19 protein-coding genes are annotated in these 23,774 nt (G+C 34.5%); 17 read left to right on the forward strand and 2 right to left on the reverse strand.

What is annotated here, in order from left to right; translation table 11 throughout:
- Window position 1: 1 nt before the first annotated feature.
- The 10 genes from C8P70_RS08625 (at window position 2) to C8P70_RS08670 (ending at window position 11,116) form a co-directional block, all read left to right on the forward strand.
- Window positions 2–928, forward strand: coding sequence for a hypothetical protein (locus C8P70_RS08625; protein ID WP_133712936.1), 927 nt, complete (start codon window positions 2–4; stop codon window positions 926–928).
- A complete protein-coding gene (locus tag C8P70_RS08630) occupies window positions 921–1,736 on the forward strand; it encodes a DUF4129 domain-containing protein (RefSeq protein WP_133712937.1) in 816 nt (271 codons plus the stop codon). The genes C8P70_RS08625 and C8P70_RS08630 overlap by 8 nt, the downstream gene beginning before the upstream one ends.
- Entirely contained in the window at window positions 1,733–2,920 is a 1,188-nt protein-coding gene (locus C8P70_RS08635) for a DUF4350 domain-containing protein (protein WP_133712938.1), read from the forward strand. The genes C8P70_RS08630 and C8P70_RS08635 overlap by 4 nt, the downstream gene beginning before the upstream one ends.
- Before the next feature lie 6 nt (window positions 2,921–2,926).
- On the forward strand, window positions 2,927–3,922 hold the full coding sequence (locus tag C8P70_RS08640) for an AAA family ATPase (RefSeq protein ID WP_133712939.1): 996 nt from the start codon (window positions 2,927–2,929) through the stop codon (window positions 3,920–3,922).
- Between the two features lie 15 nt (window positions 3,923–3,937).
- Window positions 3,938–5,272 carry a DUF58 domain-containing protein gene (locus C8P70_RS08645; protein WP_133712940.1) on the forward strand — a complete coding sequence of 445 codons (1,335 nt, stop codon included), beginning with the start codon at window positions 3,938–3,940 and terminating at the stop codon, window positions 5,270–5,272.
- Between the two features lie 2 nt (window positions 5,273–5,274).
- The gene (locus tag C8P70_RS08650; RefSeq protein WP_133712941.1) at window positions 5,275–6,078 is read left to right on the forward strand and encodes a TrmH family RNA methyltransferase; all 804 of its coding nucleotides are present in this window, start codon (window positions 5,275–5,277) and stop codon (window positions 6,076–6,078) included.
- Between the two features lie 171 nt (window positions 6,079–6,249).
- Window positions 6,250–6,894 (forward strand): hypothetical protein, encoded by a 645-nt coding sequence (locus C8P70_RS08655; protein ID WP_133712942.1) that lies wholly within the window; start codon window positions 6,250–6,252, stop codon window positions 6,892–6,894.
- A gap of 144 nt (window positions 6,895–7,038) precedes the next feature.
- On the forward strand, window positions 7,039–9,255 hold the full coding sequence (locus C8P70_RS08660) for a RelA/SpoT family protein (RefSeq protein ID WP_133712943.1): 2,217 nt from the start codon (window positions 7,039–7,041) through the stop codon (window positions 9,253–9,255).
- 93 nt (window positions 9,256–9,348) lie between these two features.
- Window positions 9,349–9,810, forward strand: coding sequence for a Fur family transcriptional regulator (locus tag C8P70_RS08665; protein ID WP_133712944.1), 462 nt, complete (start codon window positions 9,349–9,351; stop codon window positions 9,808–9,810).
- Window positions 9,811–9,844: 34 nt separating this feature from the next.
- Window positions 9,845–11,116, forward strand: coding sequence for an adenylosuccinate synthase (locus C8P70_RS08670; RefSeq protein ID WP_133712945.1), 1,272 nt, complete (start codon window positions 9,845–9,847; stop codon window positions 11,114–11,116).
- 174 nt (window positions 11,117–11,290) lie between these two features.
- On the opposite strand, the gene C8P70_RS08675 is transcribed toward C8P70_RS08670, so the two are convergent.
- Window positions 11,291–11,911 (reverse strand): response regulator, encoded by a 621-nt coding sequence (locus C8P70_RS08675; protein ID WP_133712946.1) that lies wholly within the window; start codon window positions 11,909–11,911, stop codon window positions 11,291–11,293.
- Window positions 11,904–13,841 carry an ATP-binding protein gene (locus C8P70_RS08680; RefSeq protein WP_133712947.1) on the reverse strand — a complete coding sequence of 646 codons (1,938 nt, stop codon included), beginning with the start codon at window positions 13,839–13,841 and terminating at the stop codon, window positions 11,904–11,906. The genes C8P70_RS08675 and C8P70_RS08680 overlap by 8 nt, the downstream gene beginning before the upstream one ends.
- Before the next feature lie 168 nt (window positions 13,842–14,009).
- Here C8P70_RS08680 and C8P70_RS08685 point away from each other — a divergent pair, with 168 nt between their 5' ends.
- The 7 genes from C8P70_RS08685 (at window position 14,010) to C8P70_RS08715 (ending at window position 23,654) form a co-directional block, all read left to right on the forward strand.
- The gene (locus C8P70_RS08685; RefSeq protein ID WP_133712948.1) at window positions 14,010–14,774 is read left to right on the forward strand and encodes a carboxypeptidase-like regulatory domain-containing protein; all 765 of its coding nucleotides are present in this window, start codon (window positions 14,010–14,012) and stop codon (window positions 14,772–14,774) included.
- Window positions 14,775–14,792: 18 nt separating this feature from the next.
- Window positions 14,793–15,935 (forward strand): hypothetical protein, encoded by a 1,143-nt coding sequence (locus C8P70_RS08690; RefSeq protein WP_133712949.1) that lies wholly within the window; start codon window positions 14,793–14,795, stop codon window positions 15,933–15,935.
- A gap of 579 nt (window positions 15,936–16,514) precedes the next feature.
- A complete protein-coding gene (locus C8P70_RS08695) occupies window positions 16,515–18,212 on the forward strand; it encodes an OstA-like protein (RefSeq protein WP_133712950.1) in 1,698 nt (565 codons plus the stop codon).
- Window positions 18,209–19,402 (forward strand): aspartate aminotransferase family protein, encoded by a 1,194-nt coding sequence (locus tag C8P70_RS08700; RefSeq protein ID WP_133712951.1) that lies wholly within the window; start codon window positions 18,209–18,211, stop codon window positions 19,400–19,402. The genes C8P70_RS08695 and C8P70_RS08700 overlap by 4 nt, the downstream gene beginning before the upstream one ends.
- A 25-nt stretch (window positions 19,403–19,427) precedes the next feature.
- Window positions 19,428–20,828 carry a tetratricopeptide repeat protein gene (locus C8P70_RS08705; RefSeq protein WP_133712952.1) on the forward strand — a complete coding sequence of 467 codons (1,401 nt, stop codon included), beginning with the start codon at window positions 19,428–19,430 and terminating at the stop codon, window positions 20,826–20,828.
- An 11-nt stretch (window positions 20,829–20,839) separates the two neighbouring features.
- The gene (locus C8P70_RS08710; RefSeq protein WP_133712953.1) at window positions 20,840–21,595 is read left to right on the forward strand and encodes a shikimate dehydrogenase family protein; all 756 of its coding nucleotides are present in this window, start codon (window positions 20,840–20,842) and stop codon (window positions 21,593–21,595) included.
- A 160-nt stretch (window positions 21,596–21,755) separates the two neighbouring features.
- Window positions 21,756–23,654 carry a DUF349 domain-containing protein gene (locus C8P70_RS08715; protein ID WP_133712954.1) on the forward strand — a complete coding sequence of 633 codons (1,899 nt, stop codon included), beginning with the start codon at window positions 21,756–21,758 and terminating at the stop codon, window positions 23,652–23,654.
- Window positions 23,655–23,774: the final 120 nt, after the last annotated feature.

Below are 23,774 nucleotides of genomic sequence, written 5' to 3' on the forward strand. Positions count from 1 at the left end.
CATGTTTACTTTATTTAAAAAAAGAACTTTTAGCGATTATATAAGTGATACTTTCACGTTTTTAAAACTGGAAAGAAAACCTTTTTTCAAAAACTTTTTATCCTTATGCGGCCCTCTGCTTTTAGGTTTAGTCGTATGCGTGTATTTTTTGACAGATATATTTTTTCATGCTATTCAAAGTAGTAATAATGATGCTATTGACGATTTTATTACCAGCAATGTTCTTTTAGGAGTTCTTTTAGGTCTGATTACATTTGTTTTATTCATTATTATCAGCGTTATCTCATATGCTTATCCCGTATTTTATTTAAAGAGAATGAGTGAAAAAAAAGAAGATTATCAAACATTACCTCCATTAAAACTACTTATCAAAAAAAGCTTTGGAAGGCTCTTTGTATTTGGTTTGGGAACCCTCTTTTTAATTACCCCCTTGATTTTAATAGCATTTAGTATTTCGGCTGTACTCATCTTTTTACTGGTCGGCATTCCTTTGCTTATTATTCTTTTTCCTGCTACAGCCTCGTGGATATCTGTTGCCTTTTTTGAATACACTACCAATAACACCGGATTTTTCGCAGCTTATTCTGTTTCTTTTAATATAATCAAACAAAATTTTTGGGTTATCATAGGCAATACTTTTGTTTTTCAGCTTATTATCCAGATTATTACTTCAGTATTTACGCTGTTTCCACAAATGTTTTTTTATGGTGGATTACTTACTTCAACCTCAAGTACAGCAGATCTGGAACAAACTTTGGCTTTTAAACTATTTGTCATTGCCATTATGGTAATTTCTATTATTGTTTCTGTAATAATCAATGTTGTTCTTCTAATCAATCAAGGATTAATTTACTATAGCGCCAGAGAACACAAAGAAAACAATCAATCGCATTTTGATATTGAAAGTATAGGCATGCACAATGATTAAAAGGTATTTTTATTTCTCGGGATTATTTTTGTGCATCGGCTTTATCCATGCTCAAAGCAATACTATAGACTCACTTAACCAGACGGTACCCGAGCTCGTAGAAATCGAACCTGTTGAGGAAGACCAAAACGTTCTACCTTATACACTTGACAATAATCCTGAAGTTAAGCCCAAGAAATTCAAGAAAGATTTTAAAAAACAATACCTGTCTTCTGAAAAGTTTGACTATGACAAAAACATTCAACCCGATGGATTTTGGCAAAGGTTTAAAAGGTGGGTTAACTCATTAGTCGAACGTTTTTTTCGTCAATTTTCTATCGATTATCACACTGCCAACCGCATTGAAATTTTCTATCGTATATCAGGTATTGTTGCTATACTCGGATTACTATATTACATTATAAGAGCTTATTTAGAGAAAGATTTGTACTGGCTTACTAAAAAGAAAGGAAAACAAGTTAAAATTGACATCAGCGATATTGAACAAAATTTGGAAAATATAAATTTTCCTGCTCTCATAAACCAAACGATTGCTGAAAAGCAATATCGCCTTACAATCCGGTATTACTATTTATGGTTATTGCAACAACTGCAACAGCAGAATCATATTGTTTGGCATGCCGAAAAAACCAACTCTGATTATGTGAATGAAATTAAAGACACAGCTATAAAAACCAACTTTCGTTATCTGTCATATATATACAATAATATATGGTATGGTGAACACCAGATAGAGGAAAACGAATTTATATCGGCAAAACAATCTTTTGAATCTATTCTAAAACCTGTAAACAATCAGCAATCATGAAAAAATATATATTCTTTCTCTTATTGATTGTTGGATGTATTTATTTCATAGAATCTAACAGAACTCCACCGTTTAACTGGCGTAGCCAAACTTATAATACGACAGACACCAATCCGTTTGGCACCTATTTGTTGAATCAGGAAATCGACTCTTTAGTGAAGAGCGACAGTATCATCCGTTTTACAGAAAATATTTACGAGTGGCTAAACAATAAAATGTACGATACCACCGGCAATGTTAATTTGTTATCTATCCGCGGAAGTTATTATTTTGATTATAGCTCCAGTTCAGAATTGACCCGTTTTTTAAAAAAGGGAAATACAGCAATTATTATTCAGCAGTACTTTTACTTTGCTTTGTTGGATACATTGGGAATTCAACAGGGATATTTGTATGATTCTGATGATTCTAATCAAACCGTTGAATTGACTAACCCTAAGCTTTCCGCTCAAAATTTTTCACTAAAAGGTTATAATAACAACTATTTTATTATTCCGGATTCAATGCGGAACAGTATTGAAGTTTTAAGTTTTAAAAAAACAGAGGATGAAGAAAAACTTCCTATTCTCATAAAAATCCCCCTTGGAAAAGGACATCTTTATTTGGGGACTGAGCCTGTAGCTTTTACCAACTACAACCTTTTACACAGTAATAATCACCTTTATGCAGAAGGTATTTTATCTTACCTACCCAATCAAAAAACCTATTTTCCGGTAGATGTACTTGATGGGCAATCTGTAGAATCACAATCTATTTTACGTTTTGTACTTCAAAACAAAGCTTTGCGCTGGGCATGGTATATGTTTATAATTACCTTGTTAACGTTTACTCTTTTTACAGCAAAACGAAAACAACGCGTTATTCCAATCATTACACCCTTAAAAAATACAACGGTTGATTTTACCAAAACAGTATCCAACTTATATATTCAAAACAAAAACTATAAAGATATTGCGCAAAAAAGCATTATATATACACTTGAAAAAATAAGAAGGCTATACGGAATAGAAACCTCAACTATGGATAAGCATTTTATCGACAAAGTCCATCTTAAAACAGGTCAGCCTATTCAGGACATAGAAGATTTTATAGCATATACACAAAAAATACGCAATAGTAATCACATCGTTACAGAAAGTGACTTAATCGCTTTAAACAAATTAATAGAAAAAATAACACCCTAAAATACTATGGAAAATACATCAGTAACCGATAATCTTCACTTTGAGTCTCGTATAGATTTTGGCAAGTTACAAGAAAAAGTTACAGCTATACGGGCAGAAATACACAAGGTAATTATTGGACAAGACAAGATCATAGATCAGCTAATTGTTGCCCTATTAGCAAACGGACACGTCCTGCTAGAAGGCGTGCCCGGTGTAGCAAAAACACTCACAGCTAAATTATTGGCTCAAGCCATTGAAACCAATTTTAGCCGTATTCAGTTTACCCCCGATTTAATGCCTTCGGATATTTTAGGAACATCGGTATTTAACATGCAAAAATCAGATTTTGAATTTAAACAGGGACCTATATTTTCCAACCTGATTCTTATTGACGAAATTAATCGGGCCCCAGCCAAAACTCAGTCTGCATTGTTTGAAGTCATGGAAGAAAAACAAATAACGCTGGATGGAAATACTTATCTCATGCAAGAGCCCTTTTTGGTAATTGCTACTCAGAATCCTATTGAGCAGGAAGGAACCTACCGATTGCCCGAAGCTCAGCTTGATCGCTTTTTATTTAAAATCAACATAGGATATCCTTCTTTAGAAGAAGAAATAAATATTATTAAAAAAGAGCACGAACTGCTCAACAACAAAAAAACAGAACAGATTGTTCCTGTTATTTCTCCTGCTGATATTATAAGCTTTCAACAGTTAATAAAATCAGTCATTATAGAAGAAAATCTGATGGAATACATAGCCAAAATCATAGCAGATACCCGCACAAATCCGCTGTTATATTTAGGAGCATCACCACGGGCATCTATTGCCATACTCAATGCAGCAAAAGGCTTTGCTGCTATTAATAACCGAGATTTTGTTACTCCAGAAGACATCAAAGAAGCTGCTGTTCCGGTTTTACAACATCGTGTAATTGTATCTCCCGAACGAGAAATGGAAGGTATTACAGCTCCGAATGTCATTTATCAAATTATAGAAGCTCTTGATATTCCCAGATAATATATTTTTGTAATTATGATACAATTTTTCAAACAACTTTATCTGCAAAAGCGATTTTATATCTCAATGGGAATAATTGTATTTCTATTTATACTCTCTTTTATTTTTCCGGCTTTATACAGTTTTGTTTGGGGAATTCTCATCTTTTTTTTGGCATTTGTTTTAGTTGATACCACTATTTTGTTTACAGGAAAAACCAAACTAACCGCCAACCGGATTTTACCCGAAAAACTATCCAACAGCGATAAAAACAACATTTTTGTAACTATAGATAATCAGTATACTTTTACTGCTTGCTGTCACATCATTGATGAAATACCATTTCAATTTCAGAAAAGAGATTTTGGTATTTTTAAGGTTTTAAAACCTAAAGAAAAAATTAATTTTGTTTACGACCTGACCCCTTTGGAAAGAGGTGAATATAGTTTTGGGAAACTAAATATTTTTGTATCCTCTCCCCTTCAGTTGATTTCCAAACGATATATCTTTTGTGATAATGCTACCTTACCGTGTTATCCTTCATTTATTCAAATGAAAAAGTATGATTTAATCGCTTTTTCCAAAAATAAATTCTCCTTTGGCTTAAAAAAAATCAGACGACTGGGAAACACTACAGAATTTGAACAGATTAAAGAATACACATTGGGTGATGACATAAGAACCATCAACTGGAAAGCAACTGCAAAACGGAAAGATCTTATGGTCAATCAATACTTAGACGAAAATACGCAGTCTGTTTATTGTATAATTGACAAAGGGCGGGTTATGCAAATGCCTTTTGCCGGACTGTCCCTACTGGATTATGCGATTAATTCTTCTTTGGCACTGTCCAATGTCATTTTAAAAAAATACGACCGATCAGGGCTGCTTACTTTTTCAAAAAACGTGGATAGCATATTGCCTTGCGAAAACAAAAAAACGCAGCTTCACAAAATTATGGAACAGCTGTATCGTATTAAAACTGATTTTTCTGAAAGTGATTACAGCAAATTATATGCTCAAATAAAACACAAAGTCACCCATCGCAGTCTGTTAATTTTGTATACCAATTTTGAATCGCTCAATGGACTTAACAGGCAGTTGCCTTATTTACGCGCTTTGGCAAAACTCCACCTTTTGGTAGTTGTCTTTTTTGAAAATACCGAATTGACAAAGATGGCTGAAAAAAAAGCTCAGAACACAGATGATATTTTCGATAAAGTAATTGCAGAAAAGTTTAGCTTTGAAAAACGATTAATCGTCAATGAGCTTACCAAATACGGTATCCAATCAGTATTGACAACGCCAAAAGATCTATCAATAAACACCATCAATAAATATTTACAAATAAAAGCTAAAGGCAACTTTTAAATATGACCTCAAAAAAAATTACAAGTGTCCAAAATCCACTTGTTAAAACTATTGTACAATTACAGGAAAAATCCAGAAACAGAAAACAATCCGGTCTATTTGTCATCGAAGGATTGCGAGAAATTGAACTGGCAATTCGAGGAGATTATACAATAAGTACCGTTTTATTTTATCCTGATATTATTCAGCAAACAAATATACCGATATCCCTGGCCCAAAACCGAAATATAGAACTCATTGAGATTTCAAAAGAAGTATATCATAAATTAGCTTATCGGGAAACTACCGAAGGCGTGATTGCTATTGCCAAAATAAAACCACACACTTTGCCTTCATTACATCTCTCTGAAAACCCATTGATTTTAGTTGCCGAAGCTACTGAAAAACCCGGAAATATAGGAGCTATTCTTCGCACGGCAGATGCTGCTAAAATAGACGCTGTTATCATAGCAAATCCTAAGAGTGATATTTATAATCCAAATGTTATCCGGTCAAGTATAGGCTGTTTGTTTACCAACCAAATAGCCGTAGCATCAACAGAAGAAACCATTGATTATCTAAAAAACAAAAACATCAATATATATTGTGCTACTTTACAAGACCCTACATCCTACCACACATTGGATTATAATAAACCTTGCGCTTTTGTAGTAGGTACTGAAGACACAGGATTAACGCAAGCCTGGAGAGATGCCAGTACAAAAAACATTATCATTCCTATGAGCGGTTCTATTGATTCCATGAATGTATCTGTTGCAGCTTCTATTTTAGTTTTTGAGGCTAAAAGACAAAGGAATTTTTTATAAACTAAAATAAATACAACATTTACGTATTCTCTAAGTTGTATAAAATGTCAAAGCAATTTTCGAAATAACACAAGAGAAAATAAAAATTATATTTGCAAGATTATTTTTTTGATTTATATTTGAATTAAATTAATTTTTATTTAACAAAATAAAACCAACAAATTTTGGACTATGAAAAAACAAAACATGCTACAAAAGATTTTATTTCTTACAGCAATTTTTACTATAACCAGCTTTGCATATGCACAAAACGCAAAAATATATAACCACGAAAACAGATTTAGAGGAGATTACCCATTAAAAGTAAATCTTCAAATGACCATGCTTGACACAGATTATTCATTAAAAGAGCCAGGTACTTTTAATGAATTAAACATGGTAACTATTCCTAAGCTATCCTTTGAATATTATATAGGGCACAACCTGAGTCTGAAACTTTCAGGATTATTAAACGAAATAAAAGTCGGTCAGGTAGTAAACAATCAGGTAGTCAATGAAAAATTCAATGTTTTTTCTACTGATTTAGTAGCTCTTTACAGTTTGGGTGGTTTGTTTAACATACCAATTGTTGATCCGTATATCGAAACCGGTTTTGGATATACACAATTCAATAAAGACTCTAAAGCAATGTATAATTTAGGAGTAGGAATCAATATTTGGTTACTTGATACAGGGCTTTTTAGAAGAGGACAATATACAAAAGATATGCTTATTAATAGATTTGGACTTAATTTTGAAGTTTTAGGACAGAAAAATTTAAGCGATGGTCCGGGAAGCAATTTGCAGATCTCAGGAGGCGTATTCTTCGTATTCTAACAAAGAAAGCTTATCAAACACATTATCAACAGGTTGAATTAATCAACCTGTTTTTTTATTTTTAACATTTATCAAGTAATTTAATCCTTGCTTTTTCACAGAATAAAGTATAAATTTAAGAATGACTTTTACCTTATAGTTAATATGACGCAAGAAGAGATTGAATTAGAAAACAAAGCTATTGCCAAGGAATATAAAGAATTGCTTAAAATCAGTTATCAAACACTTTCTGACAGCGATAAAAAACTGATTAGAAAAGCTTTTGACGTAGCTGTCGATGCACATAAAGATCAACGTCGAAAATCCGGAGAAGCGTACATTTTTCACCCTATAGCAGTAGCTAAAATTGTAGCTTCTGAAATTGGATTGGGAGCCACTTCTATTGCTGCTGCTCTAATGCATGATGTAGTTGAAGACACCGATATAACCGTAGAGCAGATAGAAGAATGGTTTAATCCAAAAATAGCACAAATTGTAGACGGATTAACCAAAATGGCAATGTTTGAGCCTGATCCTAACATTTCTATGCAGGCAGAAAATTACCGCAAAATGCTGCTCACCCTTAATGACGATGTTCGCGTTATTTTAATCAAAATTGCAGATCGCTTACACAATATGCAAACCATGGATAGCATGGTTGACTATAAACAGGCAAAAATAGCTTCTGAAACGCTGTATATTTATGCACCGTTAGCCCATCGGTTAGGTTTATTTAACATTAAAACCAAACTTGAAGATTTAGGTTTAAAATATACCGAACCTCAGGTTTATCAAGATATCCTTAATCGGATGAAAGAAACAAAGGAGGAACAGGAAGCTTATATAAAAACCATTTCTGACATACTTGCCAAATCTTTAGATGAAGAGCACATAGAGTATTCTATGAAAGGCAGACCAAAATCTATTTATTCTATTCGCCGAAAAATGAAAGCGCAAAATGTAACTTTTGATGAAGTTTACGACAAATTTGCACTGCGTATTATTTATAAGTCAACCCGGCATGAAGAAAAGTTTTTAGCCTGGAAAATATACTCTATCGTTACAGATCACTTCCGCCCGAGTCCAAGCAGATTAAGAGATTGGATTTCTTCCCCAAAATCGACCGGATATGAAGCGCTTCACATTACCGTTATGGGACCAAAAGGAAGATGGGTTGAAATTCAAATTCGCAGTGAGCGCATGGATGAAATTGCAGAAAAAGGGTATGCTGCTCATTACAAATATAAACAAGGCTATACAGAAGAGAATAGTTTAGATATTTGGTTAAATCAACTCAAAGAAGCACTGGAAAATGCTGAAACTGATGCTGTTGATTTTGTTGAGGATTTCAAACTCAGTCTTTACGCAAAAGAAATTTATGTCTTTACTCCAAAAGGAGAAATTAAGTCGCTACCAAAAGGAGCCACCGCGTTGGATTTTGCTTTTTCCATCCACTCAGAAGTAGGACTGCGAACCAGAGGTACACGTGTAAATGGTCGCCTAGTACCCCTTAACCATATTTTAAACAGTGGGGATCAGGTAGAAGTTATTACCTCCGAAAATAAAAAGCCAAACATAAACTGGTTAGATTATGTCACTACTTCCAGAGCGCGCAATAAAATAAAAAGTGTTCTAAATGAAAATACCAAAAAAATTGCTGAAGATGGTAAAGAGCAATTACAAAGAAAATTAAGACATCTAAAAATAACGATGGACGAAAAAGTGGTTAATGAAATGGTTAATCATTTTAAATTAAAAACAAGCCAGGATTTATTTTACCGTGTAGGCGCTGGCTTGCTAGACAACAGTTTATTAAAAGAATATGCTGCTAACCGCAACAATGCGCTTTTCAACTTCTTTAAAAAAACAATTAAAAGAGCACCTTCTGTCCCTTCAGCAATAAACAAAACCGATGATCAAATTTATGACTTGCTCGTTTTTGGCAAGAATAAAGAAAAATTAGACTACAAGTTGGCAACATGTTGCAATCCTATCCCTGGAGATGACGTTTTTGGATTTGTAACTATAAATGAAGGAATCAAAGTACATAAAACCGATTGTCCTAATGCAATCAGCATGCGGTCAAACTATGCATACAGAATTATTCCTGCCTATTGGGTTGATTCGTCAACAGCGGTCAACTTTGAAGCTACTATTAATATCACAGGATTGGACTCCGCAGGTCTTACTACAGAAATCACAAAAATCATCATGGATAGCAAAGTAGTTAACATCAGGAGTATTTCCCTAAGCGAAAATGCAGGAATCTTCAAAGGCTCAATCACGGTAATAGTCCCTAATAATGAAATTTTGAAAAAAATGATGGCTAACATCAAAAAAATACATGGAGTTGAAAAAGTAACAAGGATCAATTCAAATTAATTTTATTAGTTTTATAATCAAAAGTATAACTGTGCTTATATAAATTTTAATACAAAAGAAAATAGCTATATATTTGCACTTTAGTAGTTAATTATGAACAGCGAAAAAAATCAAGAAATAGTAAAAAGCGTATTTACCAAATTTTTGGAGGAGCGCGGACATCGAAAAACGCCGGAGAGATACGCTATTTTACAGGAAATTTATGATAGTGAAGAGCATTTTGATATAGAATCTCTGTATATCAAAATGAAAAACAAAAACTATCGGGTTAGTAGAGCTACGCTTTACAACACTATCGAAATCCTACTTGAATGCGGTTTGGTAAGAAGACATCAATTCGGTCAAAATCAAGCTCATTACGAAAAATCCTATTTCGACAAACAACACGATCATATTATCTTAACCGATACAGGTGAGGTAATTGAATTTTGTGATCCTCGTATTCAGACAATCAAAAAAACTATAGAAGAGATTTTTAATATCGATATCCACAATCATTCGCTTTATTTTTACGGCAATCGCAAAAAAGACGATACCCATTCTGAAAATATATAAACAACTAATTTAAAATCTTATAACAACACAAATAATGACTGTAGATTTACTACTTGGTTTACAATGGGGTGATGAAGGCAAAGGAAAAATTGTTGACGTTCTCACTTCCAAATACGACATTATTGCCCGCTTTCAAGGTGGACCAAATGCCGGACATACATTAGAATTTGACGGTATTAAACACGTACTTCGAACAATTCCTTCCGGGATTTTCCACAAAAACTCTATTAACATTATTGGAAACGGAGTAGTTATTGATCCGGTGGTTTTTATTAAAGAAATTGAAGGTTTAGAAAAATTTAATATTGACATCTATTCCAGACTTCTTATTTCCAGAAAAGCACACTTAATTTTACCTACCCACCGTTTGTTAGATGCCGCTTCAGAAGCAGCAAAAGGAAAAGCTAAGATAGGTTCCACATTAAAAGGAATAGGGCCTACATATATGGACAAGACGGGCAGAAACGGACTGCGTATAGGAGACATTGAACTTGTAGATTTTAAAGAACGTTACCGTGCTTTAGCCGATAAGCACGAAGCCATGATAGCCTTTCACGATGTAGATATGCAGTATAACTTAAAAGAAATGGAAGCTGAGTTTTTTGAAGCTGTTGAACAACTCCAAAAACTGACTTTTATTGATAGTGAAGATTACATCAACAAAGCCTTAAAAGAAGGAAAATCCATTTTGGCAGAAGGTGCTCAGGGTTCTTTGCTTGATATTGATTTTGGAACTTATCCCTTTGTAACTTCGTCCAATACTACTGCTGCAGGAGCCTGTACCGGCTTAGGTGTTCCTCCTAACAAAGTAAAAAACGTTTTTGGAATTTTTAAAGCTTATACTACCCGGGTTGGGAGTGGTCCTTTCCCTACTGAATTAGACAATGAAATCGGAGCTACTATGGCAAAAGTAGGACGTGAATTCGGTTCTGTCACCGGACGGGCAAGACGTTGCGGATGGCTGGATTTAGTTGCTTTGAAATATGCTGTACAAGTAAATGGCGTTACAGAGTTATACATGATGAAAGGAGATGTTCTTTCTGGATTTGACACTCTAAAAGTTTGTACCGAATACAGCTATAAAGGTCAAAAAATAGATCATTTGCCCTATAATATTGAACCAGAAAATATTAAACCTGTTTACGTTGAACTAAAAGGCTGGAAAGCGGACTTAACCAGTATGACTTCTTATGAGCAACTGCCTCAGGAATTAAAAGAATACATTAAATTCATAGAGGATTCCGTAGAAGTTCCTGTCAAGATAGTTTCCGTAGGACCAGACAGAATGCAGACAATTACAAAATAATTTTTGAAAAAAATATACATCTAAGATTAAAAACTAAAAATGGCTGTAAAATATTTATCTACAGCCATTTTTAGTTTTTAGCCAAAAAAGAGTTTTAGCAAGATTAGGTTACCAAAATTCTACTTTTAAATATCAGAATTCAATAAGATTACATATTTTAAGGGAATTATTAAACTAAATCAGTTTTTTCTCAATGGCCATTCTTACTAATACTGCCGTGTTTTTAGCGCCCAGTTTCAGGAGCAGATTTTTGCGATAGCTTTTAATCGTTTCTGGACTTAGAAAGATACGGTCGGCAATTTCTCCATTAGTTAAGCCTTCAGCCACCAATTTTAACATTTCCCGCTCGCGCTGGCTTAACCATATGTGAGTTTCTTTGGGGCGTTTCATCAATATATCAATTTCATGGCATAAAAATGCCTCTCCGCCGGCAACTGCTTGTATCCCTGCCAGCACTTCTTCGGTCATGGCATTTTTAATCAAATAACCTGAAGCACCGTTTTCTAACATCTGCCGAACCACACTGTATTCATTGTGTGTAGTCAAGGCCAGAACGTTGAGTTCGGGAATACGCTCTTTGAGCTCCTTACAAAAATCCACTCCGCTAATATCGGGCAGCCCCACATCAAGGAGTAATACATCTGGTTTCCAAAAGTTAATGAACTTTCTGCAATCCGCTGCATTATGGGCAACGCCAACTACTTTTGCTATACCAGAGCCTTCGATAAGCCTTTGCAATCCGTCTGTTAAAATCTTATGATCATCCACAATAGCTACGGTAATCATTTTATTCATTTTCTCTCAGTTCAAGTTCTACATGTACTTCTGTTCCTTCTGCCGAAGAATAAATATCCAATTTACCCTGAAATGCGTCTATCCGCTGTCGGATATTACGCAATCCCATCCCTTCTGAAACTGTTTGCCAATCAAAGCCCTTGCCATTGTCCTGTACTGTGAAGGATATTCTGTCGGATTCCTGCACTAACTGTACATTGATCTGTGTGGCCTCAGCATGTTTCAGTGCATTATTAACCAACTCATGGATACAGCGATAGATCATGATTTCCATTTTGCCAGATAACCGGGCTTCGTTTCCAAAATAATGGAAATCGGCTGTTGGGATAGCTGCACAAAAATCAGCTAACGAGATTTTTAGTCCGTAACTCAACAGTGATTCCGGCATCATGTGGTGTGCTACCCGACGTAACTCTTGAATAGAATCATCAAGCATGCCTAGTGCAGTTTGAAAACGGGAAACATCCACCGTTTCCAGTACAGCATCGCCTTTCACTTGCGGTAAGTTCATCTTTACTGCAGACAACATTCCTCCCAACCCGTCATGCAGGTCTTTAGCCAGACGTGTACGCTCCGCAGACTCGCCATCCAAGGTAGCCTGTACTGCCACAAGCTGTTTTTCCTGCTCCAAACGCAGGGCTTCTTCCTCTGCAAGTTTGCGCTTACTGACTACCAAGCGATAACGTACAAAGGCAAAAGCTAAGATTATAAGCAAGATTGCTCCCCCTGCAATACTTAACCAAATGTAAAGTCGGTGTTGTTCTTCCAAGGCATTTATTTTAAGTTCTTTTTTATCAGTTTCGTACTTTACTTCAAGTTCGGAAAGAGAATTTTGATATTCTTCTAAAGCATATTGTTGAAGAGATTCGTAATATTGATCAATATAATCTTCTGCTTTTTTTAAGTTTCCTAGATACATATTGTTACGGATGTGATTAAAAAGCACGTTGTGCTTTATATCCATGCTTGTAGTATCAGTTTTCCGACTTTCTTCGGCAAGTCTTTCACTTTCAGTATATCTTTTCTGGTAAAATCGTACATTTGACAATTTAATATAAAGTTGAGCGAGCAAATTTGGGTATCCTACTTCTTTTGCAACCATTAATCCACGTTCCGTATAGATTTCTGCCTGTTTGTAATCCTTTTTTTCAATATAACACGCTCCCAGAATAGAAAGTGCAACAGCTTCCGCATATTTATTACCCAGGTTTTGATAAATATTAACTGCTTTGGAAGCATAATCTATAGCTTTATTTAAATCAGTTTCCATATAAATATTAGTCAAGGCAATGGAAACTGAACCCAAGTCTTCTTCGTCATTTAGTTCAATAGCAATCAATTCCGATTTTTTTAGATATTTTTCTGCCTGCTCATAATTTCTTAGAAGAAGATAAACATGACCAATATTCCCCAATACCATACCTTTTCCTTTCTCTGATTCTGCTTTTTCAAAAGTTTTTAGAGCATTAAAATAGGAAGATAGAGCTTGCGGAAGGAGATTTTGCATCTTAAAAATATTTCCTTTATTCATATGAGCATTTGCCAAAGGCATTAAAAAATCCAAATCTTCTGCCGGGGGAAAAGCCAAATCTTGATAGTAATGGGCGGAGTCATACTGTGTCAAATAATAATGAGACATGGCAATGTGACTATATAAGGTGGACAACCATTTTTTATTATTCTGTTTTTTTGCCAATACAATACCTTCTTGTCCAAAGAAAATCCCACTTTGTGCATCGTGTTCCCAATGCTGATAAATAAGCTCGTCATAGATTTCCAATCTTTTTTCAACAGAGAGTTTTTCGCTTTCCAATTCTCTGATTAATGAATCAATAGTTGATTCTTGACCTATAACAAATGAGGGAATACTAAACAGTAAAAATAAATATGGTAAAATTTTCACTGACTTGTATGTAGTTGCTTTCATCATACAAATTGATTATCAGATTTATAATAAGGCAAATATAGCTATATCCGATTAGGATAAAAACCCCCTTTAGGGGATACCAGAGGAAATATTAGCGAAGTAATTTTGACCATGTAAATCGATAGTACAGATGTAGTTTAAAATCTGTATCTGTTTAGAAAATTATAAATGATGAAAACAATAATTAGAAAAACAATTTGGCTATACTTTACCGTAGCTGTTTGTACTGCCTGTGATAAATCAGATAGCATTCCTGATTCTCAAATCAACAGTTTAGAGAAAGGTTATGCTACGGGTAAAGTTGTGGATAGTAATGATACACCAATTTCGGGAGCCAAGATATTATTAGACAATACTGTATTTTATGCGTCTTATATACACGGTACGACCGATAAGAATGGTCTTTACCGGATAAAAGTCCAGCCAGGATCATGGAGAACATTTGCCTACTTAGATAAAACATACAACGGACAAACCTATACGATGGAACTTTTTCCTGATGGAACCGACTCTTATACTGAAGAGGAAGGTGCAATCCGCAATTTTAAGTGGATGTTAGAAGGACGTATGCCCTGGGAGTCGGAAGCTTATTATGGAGGTACAGTTATGCTGACAACAGATATTGGCTTCTACGAAAACGAAGAAAATATTGAGCTTACCCTTACTCCTTCCGGACCATTAATAGATGGTTCCGAAGGACGTGTGATTACACTGCGTTTCGGCGATGAAAAATGGATAAACCGCAGTGAGCTGTGGGATATCCCTATAGGAAGATACAAAATGACTGCAAAGTTAAAAAAGAATGGGAAAAATATTTCCTTGAGGATTGAAGATTGGTATAAACGAAATGGTTTAGCGACTGACTTTCAACTAGACTTCATTCCAAAACCTGCAAACGGAGTAAATAATTCTGCCTCGATAGTAATTGGCTATTAAATAATAACTTTAAATATCATGAAAACAAAAATTCAGAATGTAACAAGAATGGCAATCTATACTTGTATTGCCGCAATGGTTTTAACTTCATGCTCAAAAGACGATGAAGTTACCCCCAACAAACCAGATCCTAAACCAGATCCTGTTGTAGCCTGTAACGTCATTAAGGTATCCGGAACCATTGATCAGCCAACGGTTTGGAAAGAAGGTTCTGTTTATGTAATTGACAAATCCGATTTGAGAGTGACGTCAACACTAACTATAGAACCCGGAGTAATCGTAAAAATAAAGGATGCTCGTATTGAGGTAGCGAATGGTAAAATTATCGCACAGGGTACAGCAGCCAAACGAATTGTATTTACCTCCCTGGCTGACGATCGTTACTGTGGAGATACTAACGGAGATGCGACTGCTACCAAGCCCGAAAAAGGTGATTGGGAACAGATATATTTGGCAATCTCCTCAGGCAGTGTATTTCAATATGTTGATATATTTTATGCCGGACGAAGCAGTGGAGGTGGTACAAGAGCTTTCAGTATTCAGAGTGAGACTTCAGCGTCATTCACATTTGAACATTGTAGAATTGCTCACACTTTGTATCTACCAGGAAGCTCGGCATCTTATGCGTTTTACGGAACATCTGCCATGAAAGATGCCAATGTGAGTAAGTTTACCAATAATGAACTATATGACAACGGAAAACCTATTTATTTTTCTTCTTTTTACCAATTAGACCCAAGTAATGTCTTTCACAATCCCGAAAATAAAGCACAGACCAATACCCATAACGGAATTTATTTGGATATGAGTACAGGAGGTGCAGGTTTATCAGTTAATTGGGACAATACAGAAGTACCTTATGTATCTGAAAACGTTAGTGTGTTTCAGGTTGCACCTACAGCAACAATTAATATTAAACCTAATGTAATTGTTAAGTTTTCAGACCCTACAGGCGGATTACAATCTTATAACGGTAATGTTACTCTGGATCCCACAGCCATATTAACTTCCTACAAAGATGATACCAATGGTGGAGATACCAATGGAGACGGAAAAACAACCACTCCGGCAACAGGTGACTGGAAAGGGTTTCGTTTTACAGATGGAGGTACGGGAGCTTATTGGATAACAGGAGCTAATATTCTGTATTCTGCTAATTAACCTAATATTTATATTCAAGAGCGTTTTTTCCACAAACGCTCTTGAATTTTATTAGATCTTAAGGATAATATGAAAAAACACTTATCATTTTATTATCTTTCTTTTTATTCTATCTGCCAAAGATTTGAAACTACCTATCCTAAAAACAAAAAACACCTTAAAACATTAGTATCTAATTAATTAAATATTATTCTTCAATCTCCACATCAATGAATTTTAGTATCTGAGATATTGATTATTCCGATGTAATGAGTCTTCAAGATTTATTTGTTTTGAATATGGAAGTTACTTATAAATTTCACAGAAATATAAGAATATTCTTACCGCTTTTTTTAAAGCAAATCTACTCAAAACTTACAGAAGGCAAAGCTGCAGTTAAAAACTGAAATGTTGTCCGAATAAATACACGGCTAAACAGTTTTTGTTGAAGTAAAAAGGCTTTTTTATGGAAGCCATTAAACAAAAAAAGCTCTTTTAAGGATGCGCTTTTCCAGCCCTTACTTGTCATGTTATAATTTATTCTTAACGAAAATCTTAATCTGTTTTTTTTGTTTAAATTTGAAAAAAATATTTTCAATCTTGAAAACCATACATTTTTCAATCTTATTTTTATTTTTCTCATTCTTTAGTTTTAGTCAGGACAAAAAAAAGATAATCATTCATCACGCCGATTTCACAGATGTCAATCAGGAATTGTTGCCTGATGCCGCAATTTTAACCGGTAATATTTCTGCAGAACACGATGGTGTATTGATTAATTGCAACAAAGCCTACTATTTTGAAAAAGAAAACTATCTGAAATTATTTGGGGATGTTAAAATGAATCAGGGAGATACCATATTTATGGATAGCAAATATGCCGAATACAACGGAGTAAATGGCTTTTCGTATGCCCAAGGCGATGTAATCGTCCGTTCGCCTGACTCGGTATTGGAAACAGATACGCTTCGATTTGATCGAAATCAAAATTTAATTTACTATAACACACCCGGAAAAATAACCAATAAAGGTAACGTCCTGACCAGTAATGCCGGACGTTATTTTTTAGACGAAAAGAAATTTCAGTTTTTAACTGCTGTTACCATAACAACCGATCAGGGTACTGTAGTAAAATCAAATCACTTAGATTTTTATGAAGTACCTCAGCATTCTTATGTTTTTGGTCCTTCCACAATTACCAATAAAGATGATTATATTTATACCGAAAACGGTTTTTACGATGTGCAGAATGACGTCGGTAAAATGATCAAAAACTCATACATCTGGTATGATAATCGCAAAATTGAGGGAGATTCAATTTACTACAACAAAATGCAAGAGTTTGCCTCTGCAACAAATCACGTCCGCATTACCGATACAATTAATAAAGCACGAATAACCGGACATTACTCAGAACTTTTCAAAGAAAAAGATTCAATGTTTGTAACCAACAAAGCTCTGGTTCGCATGCTCACTCAAGAAGGAGACTCTGCCTACTTTCATGCCAAAAGGATTTTGCTGACAGGAAAGGAAAAAGACAGGATCATCAGAGGTTTTCCCGATGCAAGGATGCTTCGAGATAGTATGAGCGGAAAAGCAGATTCCCTTCACTGGAGCGAAAAAACAGGTCTGACCCAGTTTATAGGTAATCCTATAATGTGGAACGGAGACAGCCAGTTAACCGGAAGAATCATGTATTTACTCAGCAATACAGAAACAGAACAAATGGATTCTCTCAAAGTATTGGACAATGCATTTGTGATTCAAAAGGATACTTTAGGCACAGGCTATAACCAGCTAAAAGGCGTAAATATGTATGGTAAATTTGTAGATAATAAATTATCCGAATTAGACCTAATCAAAAACGCAGAGCTCATCTATTATATGTACAACGATCAAAATGAGCTAGTTGGGATTGACAAGGGAATTTGCAGCCATATCAATATTACATTTGAAGACAGTCAGATTGCCTCAGCAACCAAATTTGTAGCGCCTTCGAGCGATTTATATCCCGATGAAGAATTGCCGCCAAATGCAAGGCTATTAAAAGACTTTAACTGGCGAGGCGATGAAAAGATAAACTCTTTAGAAGAAATTTTTAGTGACGAAGAAATAGCCCAAGACAAAAGTGCAAAACAAGAACGGGAACAAAAAAGAATAGAATCTGAAACGCCGATGCAGATACAACCCGAAACGCTAATTGTTCCGGAAAGAGAAGACGAAAAAGATAACCCGACTCCTCTGCCCGTAAAAGAGCGTGTTGGAATTAAAGAGGAAAAAACAAATACACAACAATGAAAAAGGACTTTTTCAAATATCAGGCACAAACTTCACCTAACCCTCTGGCAATAGAAATTTCCCATGCCAAGGGATCATATATATATGATACAAACGGTAAACCTTACCTGGACTTTGTTGCAGGTGTCTCCGCTTGTACACTTGGACATCAAAATACCAGAGTAAATAACGCTATTAAAGAACAGCTGGATAAATATTCTCATGTCATGGTTTATGGCGAATATATTCAAAACCCTGCTGTTGAATTTTGCAAACTTTTAGCTGAAAATATTCCCGCACCACTTAACAAAACCTATTTGGTAAATTCTGGAACTGAAGCAACAGAAGGCGCCTTAAAATTAGCTAAAAGAGTTACTGGTAGAAGCCAGCTTATCTCCTGTTTTAATGCTTATCACGGCAATACCATGGGATCAATGAGCGTCATGGGATTTGAAGACAGAAAGCGCGCTTACAGACCTTTGCTTCCTGATGTTGATTTTATTCACTTTAATGTGGAGGAGGATTTACTCAAAATAACAGAAAAAACAGCTGGAATTATTCTTGAAACTATTCAGGGAGGTGCCGGTTTTGTTGAACCTTTTAACGGCTTTTTATCAAAAGTGAGAAAGCGCTGCGACGAAGTCGGTGCTCTTATGATTTTAGACGAAATCCAACCTGGATTTGGAAGAACGGGAAAACTGTTTGGATTTCAAAATTACAATATTGTTCCGGATATAGTTATAATGGGCAAAGGAATGGGCGGCGGAATGCCCGTTGGCGCATTTACAGCAAGCGACGAGCACATGGATATGCTGTATGACAATCCAAAATTCGGACATATTACCACTTTTGGAGGTCATCCTGTAATTGCAGCAGCAAGCTTAGCTACTTTAAAAGAGCTGTTAGAAACAGATCTTATAAATCAAACACTGGAAAAAGAAAAGCTGTTCCGTTCTTTATTGGTGCATCCGCTCATCAGCGATATAAGAGGTCGAGGCTTAATGCTTGCTCCAATGACGCTGAGTGCAGAAATTACTAACCGTACTATATTGAAATGTCAGGAAAAAGGCTTAATTTTATTCTGGCTATTATTTGAAGGTAAAGCGATAAGAATAACACCACCTCTTACCATAAGCAATGCCGAGATAAAAGAAGGATGCGAAATCATTTTGAAAGCTTTGGACGAGGTAAAACAAGAATTGGGTATTTAAGCTCAGACATAAAAATCATTCGCATATGAATTTTAGTAAGGAAGAAGAAGAGGAATACAATTTATCACTTTCTCGTTTTGAATCAATGCTCAAAACAAATAAAGTTTTATTCTTTGATTCTGAAGAATTTGAAAACATTATTTTTCACTATTTGGATACCGGAAAAATTAATCTGGCAAAAAAAGCATTAAAATTAGGTTTAGAGCAGCATCCTAATTCAGTAGGGATTAAACTGGTGGAAGTAGAAATTCTGATTTTTCAAAATAAACTTGAAGCTGCCGATAAATTATTAAATGAACTTGAAGAGGTAGAACCGAGTAACGATGAGGTACATATACAACGAGCCAGTGTCTATTCTAAAAAAGGGAATCACAATCAGGCCATACAATCTCTAAAAAAAGCGCTGAGTATGGCAGAAGATATGGCAGATATCTATTCTCTTTTGGGAATGGAATATCTCTTTATTGACGAAATTGAAAAAGCCAGAGAAAGTTTTATCTTGTGTCTCGAAAACGATGAAGAAGACCAATCAGCACTATATAACGTTATTTATTGCTTTGACTTTTTGGACGAACACCAGGAGGCCATTGATTTTTTAACCAACTTTATTGATCGGAATCCTTATAGCGAAATCGCATGGCACCAATTAGGACGTCAATATTTTGCTCTTAAAAACTATGAAAAAGCTGTTTGGGCATTTGACTACGCTACACTGATAGATGAACAGTTTTGGGGTGCTTATCTTGAAAAGGCTAAAACCTTAGAAAAATTAGAAAAATACCAGGAAGCCATAGAAAACTACATGGTGAATTTGGAATTAGATTCTTCTTCTTCTTTTGTATTGCTACATATCGGAATTTGTTATGAATATTTGAACAATTTTCCATTGGCAATTCAGTTTTATAAAAGAACCGTTCACGAAGATCCGATGTTAGACAAGGGCTGGATTGCTTTAACAGATCTGTATATTAAAGAGAATAAATTTGAAAAAGCTCTTTTTACGCTTCAAAAAGCAATTAATATTGATGAAATGAATGAAAAATACTGGATTCGATATGCATTACTAAATAAAGAACTTTTGTATTTTGAAGAGGCTGAAAAAGGATATAGAAAAGCCGCTGAATTAAGTGATTTCATTGTAGATTACTGGATTGGCTGGGCAGATGTTTTATATGTATTAAGCGAATATGAAACAGCTGTTCAAAAGCTATTGCAAATTTCTAATTTTCATCCCGATGAAGCAGAAATTTCATATCGATTAGCCGTTTTATACCTTACCTTAAGCGATTTTGAAAAAGCAGTTTATCACTTAACCATAGGGTTAAACAGCAATTATGATAAACGAACCATAATTCAGAATTTATTTCCTGATCAATGGCAGAATCCTATTATGCAAAATGCAATAAAAAAATTTGAATCGAGATAATTACCCTTGAAATGGAAGCACAATACGGATTGATAGGCAAAAACATAGAATACTCTTTTTCCAGAAATTATTTCAATAAAAAATTTAAAGATGCTGAAGACTCTAAAAGTATCTACACCAATTTTGATTTAAGCCACATCAGCCAGTTTACTGAAATATTGAATCAGCACAACAATATAAAAGGACTAAATGTAACCATTCCATATAAACAATCCATTATTCCCTATTTAGATTCTCTTTCTAAGAAAGCGAAAAAAATAGGTGCCGTCAATACAATACGAATTACTAAAAACGGCAATTTAAAAGGATATAATACAGATTGGTATGGATTTTATCATTCTTTGAAGCCTTTATTAAACAATAAAATTCATAAAAAAGCACTCATTTTAGGAACAGGAGGTGCCAGCAAAGCTATAGAATATGCTCTTCAAAAGTTAAATATTCTCTATCTGTTTGTAAGCAGACAAGAACAAGAAGGTGTAATAACCTATGCCAATCTGACTCCTCAAATCATTCAGGAATATACTATTATTATCAATACAACCCCTTTAGGAACATTTCCGGATACAGACCAATATCCCCCTATTCCCTATTCATATATTTCTAAAAACCATATAGCTTACGACTTAATTTACAATCCAGAAAAAACTGTCTTTTTACACCAGGCCGAACAGCAAGGAGCTATAATAAGTAACGGCTATGGAATGTTAGTATTGCAAGCAGAAAAAGCCTGGAAAATCTGGAATAAAGCTTTTAGCAAAGATTAACTCTACTTTATTTCAGCTGCTCTTCATACTTTTTTTAAAGAATAGGGCATATATCTTACAACTTATCTTCAAAATCGCTTTTTTTCGATATTTTTTATTAATTTTGAGAGTAAAACTATTTTCAATAAATATTTTATTATAAACATTAAGATTTAAAAAAATGTCAGAACAAAAGAAGGATAACCTGCATGAGCTTGCAGACGGACAAACAGCGGAATCGAAATTAAACACTGTCACTCCTACAGATAAAGAAGAAGCTCTGGATTCCATCACTGCCTCAAACGCAGAAGAAAGTGAAGATAACGCTTTACACGAAAACAATGACATACCCGTTTTGAATTATGAAAAAATGGATATGGACAAATTGACCAATGAATTAAAAAACCTTTTAAAAAATTATAAAGTTTCTGCAATTAAAGAACATGTTGAAGAAATCAAAAAAGAATTCAATCGGAAATATATTGACCTAATAGATGAGAAAAAAGAAATTTTCTTAGAAGAAAATCCAGATGCCAGCGAATCAGATTTTGAATACAATTTACCGGTTAAACAAGAGTTTGACAAATATTACAGTGAATACAGAAACAAAAAAAATGCTTATTACAAAGAACTTCAAAATAATCTAAACTCCAACTTGCAAAGACGCTTGTCAATTATAGAAGATTTAAAAAAATTAATTGACGACGACAGCGAACAGCACATTGGAGATGCCTTAAAGAAACTGGCAGAAATCCGTGAAGAATGGAAAAATGCAGGATCTATTCCTCGAGATAAGTACAATCACGTTTGGAATAATTTCCATTTTCATATTGAACGCTTTTACGATCAATTGCACTTAGACCGAGAATCCAGAGATATGGATTTCAAATATAATTTGGAACAAAAACAAAAAATTATACTTCACGCACAAGAGCTTCTTCAGGAAGATGACATTATTAAGGCATACAGAGAATTAAGAACACTTCATAGAATTTGGAGAGAAGAAATCGGACCTGTTGACAGAGAAGTACGAGAAGAAATATGGGAAAAATTTAGCGATATTTCAAAACAGCTTCACGAAAAAAGAGAACAATTATTTGAAAATTTGCGAAAAGTTGAAAAAGAAAATCTTCTTTTGAAGGTTAATATCATCAGTGAAATTGATATTGCCTCTAAAAGAAAAATGGTAGATCACAGCACATGGCAAAAAGAAGTAAACAATGTGGAAGCATTAAGACGGCGCTTCTTTTCTATCGGTAAAGTTCCTATAGAAAATAACGAAGAGGTTTGGACATTATACAAGCTGGCTATCAAAAACTTTAATACTCATAAAAATGAGTTTTATAAAGGATTGAAAAAAGCTCAACAGGAAAATTATACAAAAAAATTAGCCTTGCTTGATAAAGCTCTGGAATTAAAAGACAGTGACGATTTTAAGAACGCTACTCCTGTTATGAAACAAATTCAGGACAAATGGAAAACAATCGGTCATGTCCCAAGAAAACATTCTACTCAGCTTTGGGATGATTTTAGAAGCGCCTGTAATCATTACTTTGACAGACTTCACAAGTTTATGGAAGTAGAAAATCGAGAAGAAACAGAAGCTTTTAACGAAAAGAAAAAATATCTTCAGGAAATCAAGGACTTTGAGTTAAGCGGAGATCACAAAACCGACTTAGAAAATATCAAAAATTTCATCAATACATGGAAAAGCCTAGGAAGAGTTCCTTATAACAAACGCTTTATTGAAGGAAAATTTAATTATGCATTAGATATCCTTTTTGATAAGTTAAACATGAGCAGAAGAGAAACAGAAGCCGTTAAATTTAACAACAGAATAGAATCTTTACTTGAGCAGAATGACAAGAAAAAAATACAGAATGAATTTATATTTATACAACGTAAAATAGACGAAATTCAAAGCTCTATTCTTCAACTTGAAAACAATTTAGCTTATGTTTCTAATGCGACAAAAGACAATCCATTAGTGCGTGAAGTTAATAAAAACATTGAAAAATACAAGGATGATTTAAAAATATGGGAAGACAAGCTTAGTAAATTAAAAAGCTTAGAATTATAGTTATAAAAAAGGCTCGCTTAAAGCGTAGTCATGGTCGGAAGATTAATCTTCCGACTTTTTTTGTTTAAAAAAGTAAGGTAATGTATACATTTGGCTGCAGAAACTAAAGTATATGAATAC

Source organism: Myroides indicus, from assembly GCF_004364575.1.
Taxonomy (GTDB): Bacteria; Bacteroidota; Bacteroidia; order Flavobacteriales; family Flavobacteriaceae; genus Flavobacterium; species Flavobacterium indicum_A.

Coding starts and splice junctions, on each gene's coding strand:
- C8P70_RS08645 (WP_133712940.1), top strand. CDS start 3,938: ATGATACAATTTTTCAAACAACTTTATCTGCAAAAGCGATTTTATATC.
- C8P70_RS08690 (WP_133712949.1), top strand. CDS start 14,793: ATGAAAACAAAAATTCAGAATGTAACAAGAATGGCAATCTATACTTGT.
- C8P70_RS08705 (WP_133712952.1), top strand. CDS start 19,428: ATGAATTTTAGTAAGGAAGAAGAAGAGGAATACAATTTATCACTTTCT.
- C8P70_RS08675 (WP_133712946.1), bottom strand. CDS start 11,911: ATGAATAAAATGATTACCGTAGCTATTGTGGATGATCATAAGATTTTA.
- C8P70_RS08640 (WP_133712939.1), top strand. CDS start 2,927: ATGGAAAATACATCAGTAACCGATAATCTTCACTTTGAGTCTCGTATA.
- C8P70_RS08650 (WP_133712941.1), top strand. CDS start 5,275: ATGACCTCAAAAAAAATTACAAGTGTCCAAAATCCACTTGTTAAAACT.
- C8P70_RS08635 (WP_133712938.1), top strand. CDS start 1,733: ATGAAAAAATATATATTCTTTCTCTTATTGATTGTTGGATGTATTTAT.
- C8P70_RS08660 (WP_133712943.1), top strand. CDS start 7,039: ATGACGCAAGAAGAGATTGAATTAGAAAACAAAGCTATTGCCAAGGAA.
- C8P70_RS08715 (WP_133712954.1), top strand. CDS start 21,756: ATGTCAGAACAAAAGAAGGATAACCTGCATGAGCTTGCAGACGGACAA.
- C8P70_RS08680 (WP_133712947.1), bottom strand. CDS start 13,841: ATGATGAAAGCAACTACATACAAGTCAGTGAAAATTTTACCATATTTA.
- C8P70_RS08625 (WP_133712936.1), top strand. CDS start 2: ATGTTTACTTTATTTAAAAAAAGAACTTTTAGCGATTATATAAGTGAT.
- C8P70_RS08700 (WP_133712951.1), top strand. CDS start 18,209: ATGAAAAAGGACTTTTTCAAATATCAGGCACAAACTTCACCTAACCCT.
- C8P70_RS08655 (WP_133712942.1), top strand. CDS start 6,250: ATGAAAAAACAAAACATGCTACAAAAGATTTTATTTCTTACAGCAATT.
- C8P70_RS08670 (WP_133712945.1), top strand. CDS start 9,845: ATGACTGTAGATTTACTACTTGGTTTACAATGGGGTGATGAAGGCAAA.
- C8P70_RS08630 (WP_133712937.1), top strand. CDS start 921: ATGATTAAAAGGTATTTTTATTTCTCGGGATTATTTTTGTGCATCGGC.
- C8P70_RS08685 (WP_133712948.1), top strand. CDS start 14,010: ATGAAAACAATAATTAGAAAAACAATTTGGCTATACTTTACCGTAGCT.
- C8P70_RS08710 (WP_133712953.1), top strand. CDS start 20,840: ATGGAAGCACAATACGGATTGATAGGCAAAAACATAGAATACTCTTTT.
- C8P70_RS08665 (WP_133712944.1), top strand. CDS start 9,349: ATGAACAGCGAAAAAAATCAAGAAATAGTAAAAAGCGTATTTACCAAA.